The following is a 14,092-nucleotide window of genomic DNA, read 5'->3' on the forward strand; positions in this document are numbered from 1 at the left end:
ATCGTTTTATACCTCCGTGCTAGAAAAAACACGTTTAATTCTGTTTTTTCACGGAAGGTCACTATGGCTTCGACAAATGCGCAGCAAATAAAAAATAATGATCAAAACTCTTTATGCGGTCTGGGTGACAAAATACGCCGCCTGGCCGCCGGAGTTTGTTTATTCACACAAATTTTTTTCCCCGTCATGGTGACGGCACAAAATGTGGTACACGCTAAACCCCAGATGACAGTTTCATCTCCTCCCCCTCTTACAGAAAATAAAACCGTACCTTACACGCTTGGCGCGCTGGAATCAGCGCAAAGTGTTGCTGACCGGTTTGGTATTTCACTGGAAGAGCTTCGTCGTCTTAATCAGTTTCGTACTTTTGCCCGCGGCTTTGATAACGTGCGTCAGGGTGAAGAACTGGATGTTCCGGCAACAACCTCGCAGAGAAGTCATGAGCTACAAAATGCCGTATCACCGGCGAATGCCGAAAACACTCTGGAGAATCAAATAGCCAGTACTTCACAGCGAGTTGGCACTCTGCTTTCACAAGATATGAATAGTGAGCAGGCGAGCAGCATGGCGCGTGGTTGGGCGTCTTCAGAAGCCTCTGGCACGATGACTGATTGGTTAAATGACTTTGGCACCGCGAAAATCTCTCTGGGCGTGGATGAAGATTTTAGCCTGAAAAATTCGGAATTCGACTTCCTGCATCCATGGTATGACACACCCGATTATCTGCTCTTCAGCCAGCATACTCTTCACCGAACGGACGATCGCACCCAGATCAACACCGGTTTAGGCTGGCGTTACTTCACCCCCAGTTGGATGTCAGGCATCAACCTGTTTTTTGATCACGACCTGAGCCGCTATCACTCCCGCGCGGGACTTGGCGCAGAATACTGGCGTGACTATCTGAAGTTGAGCAGCAATGCTTATATCGGCCTGACCGGCTGGCGTAGCGCACCAGAATTGGATAATGACTACGAAGCCCGCCCGGCTAACGGCTGGGATTTACGCGCAGAAGGCTGGTTACCTGCCTGGCCGCATCTGGGTGGAAAACTGGTCTATGAACAATACTATGGCGATGAAGTGGCGCTGTTTGACAAGAATGATCGTCAAAGTAATCCCCATGCTATTACCGCAGGCCTCAACTATACCCCCTTCCCGCTTCTGACTCTCAGTGCAGAACAGCGTCAGGGGAAACAAGGTGAAAATGACTCACGGTTTGCCGTTGATCTGACCTGGCAACCCAGCAGCTCAATGCAGAAACAGCTTAACCCGGACGAAGTGGCCGGACGGCGCAGTCTGGCCGGTAGTCGTTATGACCTGATTGATCGCAACAACAACATCGTTCTGGAATACCGCAAGAAAGAGCTTATCCGCCTGAGTCTGCTGGACCCAGTGAAAGGGAAATCGGGAGAAATAAAACCGCTGGTTTCCTCGCTACAGACCAAATATGCCCTGAAAGGCTATAAAATCGACGCTGCTGCGCTGGAATCTGCTGGAGGAAAAGTCAGCACTTCCGGAAAAGATATCACGGTCACGCTGCCTGGTTACCGCTTCACTAACACCCCGGAAACCGATAATACGTGGCCGATAGACGTTACCGCTGAGGATGTAAAAGGTAATCTGTCACATCGTGAGCAAAGCATGGTCGTCATCCAGGCTCCGGCATTAAGCCAGAAAGATTCTCTGTTATCCGTTAATCCGCTAACCCTGGCAGCAGATAAAAAATCGACTACCACATTGACTGTGACTGCGCACGATTCCGACGGTACCCCGGTTCCGGGGCTGGCACTGCAAACCCGCAGTGAAGGTGTTCAGGATATCACTCTGTCTGACTGGACAGATAACGGGGATGGTAGCTACACACAGATGCTGACTGCAGGAACGACTTCAGGTTCAGTAACACTGACACCGCAACTTAACGGTGAGAGTGCGGTAAAAGAATCCATCGTCGTTAATATCGTCCCTGTTGTCTCATCCCGCGACCATTCTTCAATATCCATAGATAACATATTGTATTATGCCGGAGACGACATCAAAGTCAGGGTAGAACTGAAAGACGACAAAAATAAACCGGTTGAATATCAAGAAGACGCGTTGGTAAAAGCCGTCACTGTCGAGAACAGCAAACCTGGCGCCACGGTTGTCTGGCACGAAGAGCATCCGGGCGTTTATGCAGCGAATTATCCGGCCCATAAGCAAGGAGCAGCCCTGAGGGCACAACTTAGCCTTCACAACTGGAATACTCCTCTGCAATCGCATATTTATAATATCGAAGCAAACCAGAATAAGGCTCACGTCGCCACATTATCCGCAACGAATAATGACGTTTACGCCGATAAAAAGACGTTTAATACCATCACTATTAACGTCACTGATGAGAGTGATAATCCCCTGAGAAATCATCAGGTCACCTTTAAGAATGAGAAAGGAAGCGCGGAATTTGTAGAACCGACGCAGCAAAATACTGATGCACATGGTGTTGCCACAATCAACATGATAAGTCAGGTTGCGGAAGAAAATACGATTAGCGCTACGCTGCCAAATGGTTCTACTCAACGGGTAACTGCGAAATTTGTTAGCGATTCGAATACGCCAAAACTCAAACAACTGGTTGCCGCGCCAGATACCATTAGTGCTGGTAATAGCCAGGGTAGTACCCTGACCGCCACCGTCACAGACTTTCATAACAACCCGTTAAAAGATATGAAAGTGAATTTTGTGGCACCAACTGACTCGCAACTGGACAACACGACCGCCACAACTGACCAGTCCGGGATTGCGCGGGTGCACCTGACCAGTTCAAAAGCAGGTAACTATACCGTCGATGCCTCGCTTGAGGCGGATAAAAATATTCACCAGTCGGTTACGGTTACCGTGGTCCCAAACAGGGAACAATCGGTAATTATTTTGAATGCCGGATCGGGCAGTACGATTGCTAACAATACAGATACCGTTACCCTGACTGCCAGTGTGAAAGATGTTTATGGACACTCACTACCGGATGAGGATGTGAAATTTACCTTGCCAGCATCTATGACAGGGAACTTCACGCTAAGTAGTGACACCGCTCGCACCGATTCAAACGGCAATGCCGTGGTCACATTGCGAGGCACAAAAGCGGGTGAGTTTACAGTGACGGCGACACTGAGCAGAAATAATACCAGTGCTAATCAGCTAGTCTATTTTATTGGGGATACAAGCAGCGCGCAGCTCCAGCCGCTGACTGCCTCATTATATACCATAGTTGCTGGCAACAGTACGGGGAGTACCCTGACAGCAACGATCCTGGACGCTTACCAAAATCCGCTTAAAGACCAACAGGTCACTTTCCAGAGTAACGATGTCACACTAAGCGGAACAGAAGTCACCACCAATACGCAGGGTCAAGCGACGGTAATAATGACCAGCAATATTGCCGGACAACATAACGTAGTGGTGAGCCGGAAAGCGCAATCATCCGATAATAAAACGTTTAGTTTATCAGTGCTCCCGGATGAAAGTTCGGCGAAGATAATAAGTATAACCGGAGCCGAAAAAACGATAATGGTTGGCGAAAACATCACGCTACGAATACACGTACAGGATGCGTTTAATAACGTCATAGCCGGTCAACGCGTCAGATTAAGTGCGCTGCCAACCGCTAACATTACGATAGACGATACGGCTTACACCGATAATAACGGCTATGCGTACGTTAACCTTATCAGCACCCAGCCTGGGGTCTATCAGGTGACAGCATCGCTGGACAATAACAGTAGTCGTAAAGTTGACGTGAGTGTGGCAAAGGGCAAACTCGAGTTAACATCATCGAAGCCAGAAACCACGGTCCATAACAGTGAAGGTATTACACTGACCGCAACGGCAAGAAATATTCAGGGTGAATTGATGCCGGGGCAAATTATCACCTTTAGCGTAACACCTGATGGTGCAACGCTAAGCAATACAGGGGAAATCCTGACTGATCAGTCAGGTCAGGCCAAAGTGACGCTGACCAGTGACAAAGTCAATGTATATACCGTTACGGCCACAATGGGCAAAGACGTTCCCGTTCAGAGCCAGGTGACGGTTGCGGTTAAGGCTGATGCTACAACGGCACATGTTGTGAGTGTAGTGGCTTCTCCTGACACCATAATCGCCGACGGGGTTGATAGCAGCACCATCACTTCACGAGTAGAAGATGATTATGGATTCCCGGTTGAAGGTGTCGACGTTAGTTACAGCTTAGACACCAAAGGCAGCCCGGTGATTAATAATCCAACTACGCGTACCGATCAGTCCGGGCAAGTCACGGCGACAATAACAGGTACATTGGCAGAAGCTCTAATTGTCAATGTTCAGGTCCCTGGCACAGTCCACAAATCCGCAGCCATTACATTGATTCCTGGTACGGCAGATGAAAGTAAATCAACATTGAAATCTAGCGTTAGCTCTTTTATGGCTGACTTCCAGGAGAGCGCGACACTTACGTTAATATTGCAAGACAAGTACGGTAACCCGATAGTGACGTCTGATCATCTGGAATTTGTCCAGTCAGGTGCCTACGTGAACCTCCTGAAGTTGAGCAATATTGATTACAGCCAAAGAAATTATGGCGAGTACACCGTCACTGTCACTGGCGGCGTAGAGGGCAGAGCGACTCTCATTCCTATGCTGAACGGTGTTCATCAAGCAAACTTAAGCATATCACTGGATCTTGTCCGCTCAATAAAAGACATGCACGGTCATGTAACAGTCAACAACCATACCTTCACAACGGCTACATTCCCCAGTGAAGGTTTTATAGGGGCGTACTACACACTTAATGATGACAACTTTGAAGCGGGTAAAACCGTTAGTGATTATATGTTCACAAGTTCACAGAGTTGGGTGTCTGTCGATGCTTCAGGTAAAGTTTCTTTCACAAATACCGGCGACCAAACTTCAGTCGTAATAAGCGCTGTTCCCAGACAAGGAGGTACAACCTACCAGACATTAATTAAGCTGAAAGGCTGGTGGGTGAATCATGGGAATCAAACCAATATCTGGCTAACTGCCAATGCGTTCTGCAACGCGAAAAGTGATGGATATAATCTTCCTGGCGTCGCACATTTAACGTCTGGCGAAAACAAACGCACGTTGGGATCGCTATATGGTGAGTGGGGGAACGTTGGGGAGTTTTCCAGTGATTCGCAATTTACCGCGGGTGCTTACTGGACCAATCAACAGGATGATTACAATAGACACGTCTATGTGCAGATGCTGACGGGCAGGATTGGAAGCGACGCAGATTCCAGCGCTCAACTAACTGCCTGCCGTAAATCACTTTAATTTCTGAAGTAGTTATTAAAGGATACCCTTTTGCGAGGGTATCCTTTCAGACTCATGACAAAAGCCAAATTGCCTGATGCGCTACGCTTATCAGGCTTACACTATCTCTCTAATATATTGAATTTTTATGCTTTTGTAGGGAGCGCAAGGCGTTTATGCCGCATCTGGCACGAGCAAACATTAATCAGCTCTTTTCTTCGGGCACTCAAGAAACTCAACAGCAACCGTTGATGTCAGCCAGACCCCGTTTTCCGCTTGCCAGAAAGGGATGCCTCGTTTCGCCATTTCCTGTGCTTTGACGGTTAAAATAACCGGCAATCCGTGTCTTGCTCCCACTTTGCGTGCCGTTGCTTCATCAGCAGAGAGATGCACGTAATGACGCTCTCCTGGAATCAGCCCTTGTTTTTTTATCTCGTCAAGAAAGCGGCTTGCCGTACCGTGGTAGAGAAACTGTGGCGGTGTTTTTTCGGCAAAGGCAATGGCGACCTGCGAAGTCGAATGCCCCTGAACCGCGCGAATGCACCTACTATCACTGGAATAACTAAAACGCTTTTTATCGCTGGTGGCGACAACGGTATCCAGTAATGCACGGGTTAACCGCTTACCTGCTTTTTGTGCACAAAGTATGAGCTTATCAATATCCGCCCATCCTTCACGGTCAAGTACGATACCAATCGCCTCCGGTTTATGTCGGAGAACAAAACTTAAAAACTTGCTTGTATCCGCCAGCTCTTTTTCGTTGTACTTTACCATCGCGTTTTCGTCCCTGGATTTTCCGTTTTTATTTACTCACGTCATTGTCACTGGATTTATGAATTTTCTGCAACGAAATCCTTCGCAGCATCTTGTTCAAACAGCGTAATTTTTCCGCTATGCAAAAAACGCATAGCCAGAAACATACTTGCATTTTCCCCATACCCACATGGCTGATAAGGTTTTTCAGCTCCAGGAATTTTCCTGGCTCAAGCAACACACAAACACAAAAAAACAATGGGGATTGTTATGACACAACAAGGGGATGCTGTAGCCGGGGAGCTGGCGACAGAAAAAGTGGGCATTAAAGGGTATCTGGCTTTTTTTCTTACCATAATCTTTTTTTCCGGTGTTTTTTCCGGGACAGACAGCTGGTGGCGCGTTTTTGATTTTTCCGTTCTGAACGGATCGTTTGGGCAACTGCCTGGTGCGAACGGAGCCACCACCTCGTTTCGCGGAGCGGGTGGCGCGGGGGCTAAAGATGGCTTTCTCTTTGCGCTGGAGCTGGCACCATCAGTCATTCTCTCTCTGGGGATTATTTCAATTACCGATGGTCTTGGTGGATTACGCGCCGCGCAGCAGTTAATGACACCTGTGCTAAAACCATTGTTGGGCATTCCAGGAATCTGCTCGCTGGCGCTGATCGCTAACCTACAAAACACCGATGCCGCCGCCGGTATGACCAAAGAGCTGGCGCAGGAAGGTGAAATTACCGAACGCGATAAAGTGATTTTCGCCGCATATCAAACCAGCGGTAGCGCCATCATCACCAACTACTTCTCTTCCGGCGTCGCGGTGTTTGCCTTTCTGGGCACGTCCGTAATCGTACCTTTAGCCGTCATCCTGGTGTTTAAATTTGTCGGAGCCAACATTTTGCGCGTCTGGCTTAACTTCGAAGAACGTCGCAACCCAACGCAAGGAGCGCAAGCATGACAACTCAGGTCCGCAAAAATGTCATGGATATGTTTATCGATGGCGCACGCCGTGGCTTTACTATCGCCACCACCAACCTGCTGCCGAACGTGGTGATGGCATTTGTCATCATTCAGGCGCTGAAAATTACCGGCCTGCTCGACTGGGTGGGGCATATCTGTGAACCCGTAATGGCGCTGTGGGGATTGCCCGGTGAAGCGGCAACCGTCCTTTTAGCCGCATTAATGAGTATGGGCGGCGCAGTCGGTGTTGCCGCCAGTCTGGCAACCGCCGGCGCATTAACCGGCCACGATGTCACTGTTTTACTGCCTGCAATGTATTTAATGGGCAACCCGGTGCAAAATGTCGGTCGCTGCCTGGGGACAGCCGAAGTGAATGCCAAATATTACCCGCACATCATTACGGTCTGCGTCATTAACGCATTGCTGTCGATCTGGGTTATGCAGCTTATTGTTTAACAAGGAGTTATCATGATTGATTATTCCGCAGCCGGTTTTACCCTGCTGCAGGGAGCGCATTTGTATGCGCCGGAAGATCGGGGAATTTGCGATGTCCTCGTCGCTAACGGCAAAATTATCGCAGTTGCCAGCAATATCCCTTCTGACATCGTACCTGACTGCATGGTCGTCGATCTCCGCGGGCAGATCCTCTGCCCTGGTTTTATTGATCAACACGTCCATTTGATTGGCGGTGGCGGAGAAGCTGGCCCCACTACGCGTACGCCGGAAGTGGCGTTAAGTCGTCTGACAGAAGCGGGCGTCACGTCAGTGGTTGGACTGCTGGGCACCGACTCTGTCTCTCGCCACCCGGAATCCCTGCTCGCCAAGACCCGTGCGCTCAATGAGGAAGGCATCAGCGCCTGGATGCTGACCGGCGCTTATCATGTACCTTCCCGCACCATTACAGGTTCCGTGGAAAAAGACGTGGCAATTATCGATCGCGTGATTGGCGTGAAATGCGCTATCTCTGATCACCGCTCTGCCGCACCGGACGTTTATCACCTGGCCAATATGGCGGCGGAATCCCGCGTTGGCGGTTTGCTCGGCGGTAAGCCTGGCGTCACTGTGTTCCACATGGGCGACAGCAAAAAGGCATTGCAGCCTATCTATGACCTGCTGGAAAACTGCGATGTTCCCATCAATAAGTTGCTGCCGACCCACGTTAACCGCAACGTACCGTTGTTTGAACAGGCGCTGGAGTTTGCGCGCAAAGGCGGTACCATCGACATCACCAGCAGCATTGACGAACCAGTCGCCCCTGCCGAAGGTATTGCCCGCGCCGTTCAGGCCGGTATTCCGCTGGCACGCGTCACCCTCAGCTCTGACGGCAACGGTAGCCAGCCGTTCTTCGATGACGAAGGGAATTTAACCCATATCGGTGTTGCAGGTTTTGAAACGTTGCTGGAAACCGTGCAGGTTCTGGTCAAAGACTATGATTTCAGTATCAGCGATGCCCTGCGCCCGCTCACCAGTAGCGTAGCCGGTTTCCTTAACCTGAGCGGGAAAGGCGAAATTCTGCCAGGCAATGACGCAGACTTACTGGTCATGACGCCAGAACTGCGCATTGAACAGGTATACGCCCGCGGCAAACTGATGGTTAAAGACGGCAAAGCCTGCGTGAAAGGAACGTTTGAAACGGCATAAACGGTTGTCAGCCGCCCGAATGGACGTAGAATGCCCGCAAGGGCGGCTGACAGAGTAAAACGTAATGGATGACTGTGGTGCGGTTTTGCATAATATTGAAACAAAATGGCTTTATGATTTTCTGACCCTGGAAAAATGCCGCAACTTTTCCCAGGCGGCAGTCAGTCGCAACGTCTCACAACCCGCATTTAGCCGTCGCATCCGCGCGCTGGAACAGGCAATTGGCGTTGAATTGTTTAACCGCCAGGTGACGCCTCTGCAACTCTCGGAACAAGGGAAAATCTTCCATTCGCAGATCCGCCATCTGCTGCAACAGTTAGAGAGCAACCTTGCAGAACTGCGTGGCGGCAGCGATTACGCGCAACGTAAAATCAAGGTAGCCGCTGCACACTCTCTTTCTCTCGGTCTTTTACCGTCAATTATCAGCCAGATGCCGCCGCTCTTTACCTGGGCGATTGAAGCCATTGATGTTGATGAAGCGGTCGATAAACTGCGTGAAGGGCAAAGCGACTGTATTTTTTCCTTTCATGACGAAGATTTGCTGGAAGCGCCGTTTGACCACATTCGCTTATTTGAATCTCAATTGTTCCCCGTCTGCGCCAGTGACGAACACGGAGAAGCACTTTTTAACCTCGCACAGCCACACTTTCCGTTACTGAATTACAGCCGCAACTCCTACATGGGGCGATTGATTAACCGTACCCTGACGCGCCACAGTGAGTTAAGTTTCAGCACCTTTTTTGTCTCGTCGATGAGCGAGCTTTTAAAGCAGGTTGCCCTCGACGGCTGTGGGATTGCCTGGCTGCCGGAGTACGCCATCCAACAAGAAATTCGCAGCGGGAAGCTTATCGTTCTGAATCGGGACGAACTGGTGATCCCGATTCAGGCCTATGCATACCGGATGAACACCCGTATGAATCCCGTGGCCGAACGCTTCTGGCGCGAACTGCGCGAGCTGGAGATTGTGCTTAGCTGACATTCTCCAGCGTCGCACTACACCAACCGCCACTATCCCAGACCAGATCAAACGTTAGCGGTTCATCGTCGTGGTGCAGCATTATCTCAAGGCTGATCGCCAGCGTGTGGCTGTACGCTTCTTTCAAATTGACCTGCAACGCCGCAATCCGAGGCTCATGAAATAACAGTGCAGAACGTAGTTGACGGCAATACCAGCTCTGGAGATGTTTGTCGCTCTGGTTATGCACTTGCCACTCAGGCATACCTGAAACAAGTAATGAAGGTAATGCCGAATGAGGAGAATTAAAAAGAGTGAGGAGATCGCTGCATACCGATTTACGCAGTGATAACGTTTTATTGCCTGAAATTTCAGGTGAAACAGCCTGAAGTGATTGGCGCATCATTTTGCGCACTCCTGACGTTTAGCAACATATGTGGCTTGCCCTGAATACCGGGCACCACTGTATTGATGCTCATTTTCCATAGCCATTCCCTTTTGTTCATTACATCCATGTCAGTCTGAGACAGGCCTGAATCCTGTCAGCAAAGTATAAAACCTTACTTGCCTATGAATATCTACTGACTTTTCAGGAAAAAAGTCATGATTTGATAAAAATCATCAAACTCAAAAAAAAACTGCTAGTATATTCTGAATATTCCGAATAGTTACGTAGATGAAAATACTTGTCACCGCCGCTACTTAATCCCGGCGGGACATTATTTATTTTCGTATAATCAACCATGTATTACTTGAAACAATTAGTTTGTAAATAATATAAATTGATAACATATCAAATACATCAAAAACACCATTCACAGGCATTATTAATATAGACATCAATATAACAACATCAAATTCCAATTAGTAATAAGATATGCTTTTTAATTGCATGCAAATAATTTTAAATGAGCGTTTTTTGATACTTTAGAGTGTTTCCCACCCTTTCATATGACCGTGTAGAGTTGATATCACTACAACAGAAACATGCATGTCATTTGTTTACTTCTCTTTTTACTACAGAAAAATTTATCTATTTTTCTAAGCATCAGTGAAATACTCATAAAGGTAATTAATATGTCTATGCCAATAAGCAATGCCGCTAACAACAAAATTTTTACAGATAATCATTTCGCTCATCATCCAAATGCCGATAAAGAATTAGCAGACAGTATGCCCTCGCATCTTAACTCGGAAAACATCTATGTCAGACCTCTTGTTCGTGGAAATAACCATAACTATGATGGGGGAAGTGTTGTCGAAATTAGACAGCTTGAAATTGGTAAACAAGGGTATTGGCCATTCAATTACGTAACAGCCGCATGTAAAGAATCCGATGGTATTTCAATCACAGGAAACATACGCTGTGGTACCTGGAAGGCCAGCTCAGTATTAGACGGAATATACGGTGGAGTATGTAAAAAGGCGCATGTTTCCGCAGCGTTAGAAGCTGGTCTACGGTTTAACCTAACTATGGATTCTAAAATTCCAAACACGATACATGAAATAACCCTAGGCCCTGGTTGCAATGTTCCAGGCTATGCGGGAACCACGATAGGATACCTGGCAACACTCCCCCTTGAAAAGGTTGAAAATTGGCAAGATACAACACTGCCAAGAATTGATATCTATATTGATCAGATAATGACTGTGTCAGGGGTAGCAAATTCTTCCGGATTCGCCCTTGCTGCATTACTTAATGCTAATATTGGAATGGGAAATGACCCAATAATTGGTATAGAAGCCTATCCTGGTACCGCTGAGATCCACGCTAAGATTGGATATAAAGTTATCCCCGGGGATGAAAATGCACATGTCAAACGTATGACTCTGCAACCGTCATCTCTCCCAGAACTGTTTGAATTAAAAAATGGTGAATGGAATTATATTGGTAAATAACCACGGGGAAGAATGAGTACTAACATTCAGGTTATACAGATATTTAAACAATACCCTGCAATTTACAAAGTAATACTCATTGCAACTTCTTAATTTAAGAAAGCGCAAGGAACGTTTACCCTTGCGCTTATCATAATAAGTCAGGCGTCGACTTTATCCAGCGGCCATGAATCAAACAGATAGCCGTCAAAATAAATATCGTCAACGTTCGAGAATTCCAGCAGACGTTGTTTAACGTTTTCCAGATGCTGCCACATTGCCAGCTTCGCCGCTCGGGCGTCTTTTTTGATTAACGCGGCGAGGATCTGTTTGTGATCGCCCAACCACTCTTTGCGATACAGGCTGTCATCCAGATGGCTGTGCAATTGGATCCACATTGGATTGTTTTCCCGCCACTGCCAGGACTGACGGAATAACTCCACCAGCATGCTGTTATGCGTTGCTTCGGCAATGGCGAGATGGAACTGCATATCACCGCTTTCGCTGCTACCCGGCGCGCTGGAAGCCAGTTCACGCTCTTCCAGTTGCAATGCCTGACGCATTTTGACGATATCTTCGCGGGTAGCCTGCAGGGCGGCAAATTCCGCGATGTTACTTTCCAGTAACTGACGCGCCTGTAACAGCTCAAAAGGACCCGCATCATTGCAAACGTTGGCATCCGGACCGTCTGTGTTGTGGCTGTCTGAGCTATCAAGAACATAAATACCGGCACCCCGGCGCACTTCCACCAGCCCTTTGATCTCCAGCATGATCAGCGCTTCACGTACCACCGTCCGCGTGACATCAAGCATTTCTGCAATTTCACGCTCCGGCGGCAGCCGTTCGCCAGGATTGTACGGCGTCTTTATGATCAGATCGCGGATCATCGCCCCGACTTCCTGGTAAGGTCTTTGCGCAGAAGTGGCAGATTTCATGGTGTTGTGTCCGTTAGGTGCAGTTAATCAAATTTTTGCCGGATGCGGCGTGCACGCCTTATCCGGCCTACAACGGGCGATTTTACGGCACCCGTCAATCTCAAACTATACCATTAGCACTGGAAGTTGGCACGTACAGGTGGGCAAAAAAACGAAAACTGGTCAACCAAATATTATTTTGATTGACCAGTAAGTCTGTTGGGTAATCAGTCAGTTACAGCGCAGCCACACACTCGCGCGCGCCGCGTTCACACAGTTGCTGATATGCCGCCGTCACCGCGCCAACAAAGTCGGCATTTTGCGGCAGATCATCGGCAAAAATACCGCTCAGGCCCAGCAGCGCTTTCACGCGGTCTGCGCCCTGATACTGCGCATTGATCTTCTGGAACTCCGCCAGCATCGGGTCGACCACATCAATGGCATTCCCCTGCTCATCCACCCCCTGGGTGTAACGCATCCAGCCAGCCACGCCGAGCGCCAGGTGACGCCAGCTACCGCCGTTTTGCAGGTGCAGACGCACCGGGTCCAACAGGCGCTGCGGTAACTTCTGGCTGCCGTCCATCGCAATCTGCCAGGTACGGTGACGCAGAGACGGGTTGCTGAAACGCTCGATCAGCAGCGTCGCATAGGCGTTCAGGTCCGTACCTTCCGGCATCGACAGCGTTGGCGCTTGTTCCTGCATCATCAGGGCAAAGGCCGCTTTGCGATAATCCGGGTTAGTCATGGTGTCGGCAATAGTTTCATAGCCGCCGAGGTAACCGAGGTACGCCAGGAAAGAGTGGCTGCCGTTCAGCATACGCAGTTTCATCATTTCGAACGGCACAACGTCTGCAACGAACTGTGCGCCCACTTTATCCCAGTCCGGGCGACCATTAACGAAGTTATCTTCAATGACCCACTGACGGAATGGTTCGCAGGCAATGGCGCACGGGTCGTAAACGCCCAGCTGGTCAGCAATTTCCTGCAACGTTTCTGGGGTAGCTGCCGGAACGATGCGGTCAACCATGGTGCACGGGAAGGTGACGTTCTCTTCAATCCATGCCGCCAGTTGCGGATCACGCGCCTGAGCCAGCCCCAGAACGGCAACTTTCGCTACATGGCCGTTTTCACGCACGTTGTCGCAGGACATCACCGTAAACGCTTTCAACCCTTTCTCACGACGCAGGCGCAAGGCTTCGACGATGTAACCAATCGCCGACTTCGGCGCAGTCGGGTTTTCCAGATCGTGCTTAATCAGCGGATTATTGAGATCCAGCTGACCGCTTGCCGCATCGGCGCAGTAACCTTTTTCCGTGACCGTCAGGGAGACAATCGCCGTCTGCGGACGCGCCATCGCGTTGAGAATACCTTCACAACCGTCGATTTCCGGGTGCAGCGCTTCTTTCATCGAGCCAATAATTTTCAGCTCGGTGCTTTCTGCGCCTTTTTCCGCTACGGTGTACAGCAGTTGCTGTTTTTTCAGGTTTTCGATCAGCACACGGTCGTTGCCTGGCATCAGGTTAACTTCGCAGATCCCCCAGTCGCTATCCGTGCTTTCCAGCAGGTGATGGGTGTACAGCGCCTGGTGCGCGCGGTGAAACGCCCCGCAACCGAGATGCACAATGCGTGATTCCAGACGAGAATGATCCCATGACGGGCGGGCAACCGGCAGATTGCTGTCAACAATAGTAGTCATCGTAAACTCCAGAATC

At 49.1% G+C, this 14,092-nt stretch carries 13 protein-coding genes; 6 read left to right on the forward strand and 7 right to left on the reverse strand.

The annotated features are described in order from the left end of the window. The first annotated feature begins 63 nt into the window (after positions 1 to 63). Complete coding sequence (iatD, locus tag BGE37_RS13725; RefSeq protein ID WP_105288104.1) at positions 64 to 5,304, forward strand: inverse autotransporter IatD; 5,241 nt, start codon at positions 64 to 66, stop codon at positions 5,302 to 5,304. A gap of 180 nt (positions 5,305 to 5,484) precedes the next feature. Here iatD and kptA read toward each other — a convergent pair whose 3' ends face one another. Continuing rightward, entirely contained in the window at positions 5,485 to 6,057 is a 573-nt protein-coding gene (gene kptA, locus BGE37_RS13730) for an RNA 2'-phosphotransferase (RefSeq protein WP_105288105.1), read from the reverse strand. A gap of 249 nt (positions 6,058 to 6,306) precedes the next feature. Between kptA and BGE37_RS13740 the strand changes: the two genes are divergently transcribed. The 4 genes from BGE37_RS13740 (at position 6,307) to hypT (ending at position 9,609) form a co-directional block, all read left to right on the forward strand. Beyond that, positions 6,307 to 6,990, forward strand: a complete 684-nt coding sequence (locus tag BGE37_RS13740) for a nucleoside recognition domain-containing protein (protein ID WP_001295597.1) — start codon at positions 6,307 to 6,309, stop codon at positions 6,988 to 6,990. Next, positions 6,987 to 7,448 carry a YjiG family protein gene (locus BGE37_RS13745; RefSeq protein ID WP_000211971.1) on the forward strand — a complete coding sequence of 154 codons (462 nt, stop codon included), beginning with the start codon at positions 6,987 to 6,989 and terminating at the stop codon, positions 7,446 to 7,448. The genes BGE37_RS13740 and BGE37_RS13745 overlap by 4 nt, the downstream gene beginning before the upstream one ends. Before the next feature lie 12 nt (positions 7,449 to 7,460). Beyond that, positions 7,461 to 8,633, forward strand: a complete 1,173-nt coding sequence (gene iadA / locus BGE37_RS13750; RefSeq protein WP_000568398.1) for a beta-aspartyl-peptidase — start codon at positions 7,461 to 7,463, stop codon at positions 8,631 to 8,633. A gap of 64 nt (positions 8,634 to 8,697) precedes the next feature. Then, the gene (hypT, locus tag BGE37_RS13755; RefSeq protein WP_000340767.1) at positions 8,698 to 9,609 is read left to right on the forward strand and encodes a hypochlorite stress DNA-binding transcriptional regulator HypT; all 912 of its coding nucleotides are present in this window, start codon (positions 8,698 to 8,700) and stop codon (positions 9,607 to 9,609) included. On the opposite strand, the gene iraD is transcribed toward hypT, so the two are convergent. The 4 genes from iraD to BGE37_RS25990 all read right to left on the reverse strand — a co-directional run bounded on the left by iraD (position 9,602) and on the right by BGE37_RS25990 (position 10,428). Further along, positions 9,602 to 9,994: an anti-adapter protein IraD gene (iraD, locus tag BGE37_RS13760; RefSeq protein ID WP_000986225.1), complete on the reverse strand. Its 393-nt coding sequence runs from the start codon at positions 9,992 to 9,994 to the stop codon at positions 9,602 to 9,604. The genes hypT and iraD overlap by 8 nt on opposite strands. Further along, positions 9,991 to 10,074, reverse strand: a complete 84-nt coding sequence (idlP, locus tag BGE37_RS25175) for an iraD leader peptide IdlP (protein ID WP_123009414.1) — start codon at positions 10,072 to 10,074, stop codon at positions 9,991 to 9,993. Before idlP ends, iraD begins: the two co-directional genes overlap by 4 nt. Positions 10,075 to 10,189: 115 nt before the next feature. Further along, positions 10,190 to 10,333, reverse strand: a complete 144-nt coding sequence (locus BGE37_RS25835) for a hypothetical protein (protein ID WP_269218583.1) — start codon at positions 10,331 to 10,333, stop codon at positions 10,190 to 10,192. Further along, on the reverse strand, positions 10,312 to 10,428 hold the full coding sequence (locus tag BGE37_RS25990; RefSeq protein ID WP_419470899.1) for a hypothetical protein: 117 nt from the start codon (positions 10,426 to 10,428) through the stop codon (positions 10,312 to 10,314). The genes BGE37_RS25835 and BGE37_RS25990 overlap by 22 nt, the downstream gene beginning before the upstream one ends. A gap of 237 nt (positions 10,429 to 10,665) precedes the next feature. Here BGE37_RS25990 and BGE37_RS13775 point away from each other — a divergent pair, with 237 nt between their 5' ends. After that, positions 10,666 to 11,487 (forward strand): DUF2686 family protein, encoded by an 822-nt coding sequence (locus tag BGE37_RS13775; RefSeq protein WP_000062493.1) that lies wholly within the window; start codon positions 10,666 to 10,668, stop codon positions 11,485 to 11,487. A gap of 140 nt (positions 11,488 to 11,627) precedes the next feature. Here BGE37_RS13775 and uxuR read toward each other — a convergent pair whose 3' ends face one another. Together uxuR and BGE37_RS13790 are read right to left on the reverse strand one after the other, a co-directional pair. Next, entirely contained in the window at positions 11,628 to 12,401 is a 774-nt protein-coding gene (gene uxuR / locus BGE37_RS13780; protein WP_105288106.1) for a Uxu operon transcriptional regulator, read from the reverse strand. Positions 12,402 to 12,615: 214 nt separating this feature from the next. Then, on the reverse strand, positions 12,616 to 14,076 hold the full coding sequence (locus BGE37_RS13790) for a fructuronate reductase (RefSeq protein WP_000208194.1): 1,461 nt from the start codon (positions 14,074 to 14,076) through the stop codon (positions 12,616 to 12,618). Positions 14,077 to 14,092 lie beyond the last annotated feature (16 nt).

This window comes from Escherichia sp. MOD1-EC6300, from assembly GCF_002965045.1.
In the GTDB taxonomy this organism is placed as follows: Bacteria; Pseudomonadota; Gammaproteobacteria; order Enterobacterales; family Enterobacteriaceae; genus Escherichia; species Escherichia coli_F.

Excerpts from the sequence above, each read along its gene's own strand:
- BGE37_RS13745 (WP_000211971.1), top strand. The coding sequence starts at position 6,987 with ATGACAACTCAGGTCCGCAAAAATGTCATGGATATGTTTATCGATGGC.
- BGE37_RS13775 (WP_000062493.1), top strand. The coding sequence starts at position 10,666 with ATGTCTATGCCAATAAGCAATGCCGCTAACAACAAAATTTTTACAGAT.
- uxuR (WP_105288106.1), bottom strand. The coding sequence starts at position 12,401 with ATGAAATCTGCCACTTCTGCGCAAAGACCTTACCAGGAAGTCGGGGCG.
- BGE37_RS25990 (WP_419470899.1), bottom strand. The coding sequence starts at position 10,428 with ATGTCTATATTAATAATGCCTGTGAATGGTGTTTTTGATGTATTTGAT.
- BGE37_RS13790 (WP_000208194.1), bottom strand. The coding sequence starts at position 14,076 with ATGACTACTATTGTTGACAGCAATCTGCCGGTTGCCCGCCCGTCATGG.
- iadA (WP_000568398.1), top strand. The coding sequence starts at position 7,461 with ATGATTGATTATTCCGCAGCCGGTTTTACCCTGCTGCAGGGAGCGCAT.
- BGE37_RS25835 (WP_269218583.1), bottom strand. The coding sequence starts at position 10,333 with ATGGTTGATTATACGAAAATAAATAATGTCCCGCCGGGATTAAGTAGC.
- iatD (WP_105288104.1), top strand. The coding sequence starts at position 64 with ATGGCTTCGACAAATGCGCAGCAAATAAAAAATAATGATCAAAACTCT.
- idlP (WP_123009414.1), bottom strand. The coding sequence starts at position 10,074 with ATGGAAAATGAGCATCAATACAGTGGTGCCCGGTATTCAGGGCAAGCC.
- hypT (WP_000340767.1), top strand. The coding sequence starts at position 8,698 with ATGGATGACTGTGGTGCGGTTTTGCATAATATTGAAACAAAATGGCTT.
- iraD (WP_000986225.1), bottom strand. The coding sequence starts at position 9,994 with ATGATGCGCCAATCACTTCAGGCTGTTTCACCTGAAATTTCAGGCAAT.
- BGE37_RS13740 (WP_001295597.1), top strand. The coding sequence starts at position 6,307 with ATGACACAACAAGGGGATGCTGTAGCCGGGGAGCTGGCGACAGAAAAA.
- kptA (WP_105288105.1), bottom strand. The coding sequence starts at position 6,057 with ATGGTAAAGTACAACGAAAAAGAGCTGGCGGATACAAGCAAGTTTTTA.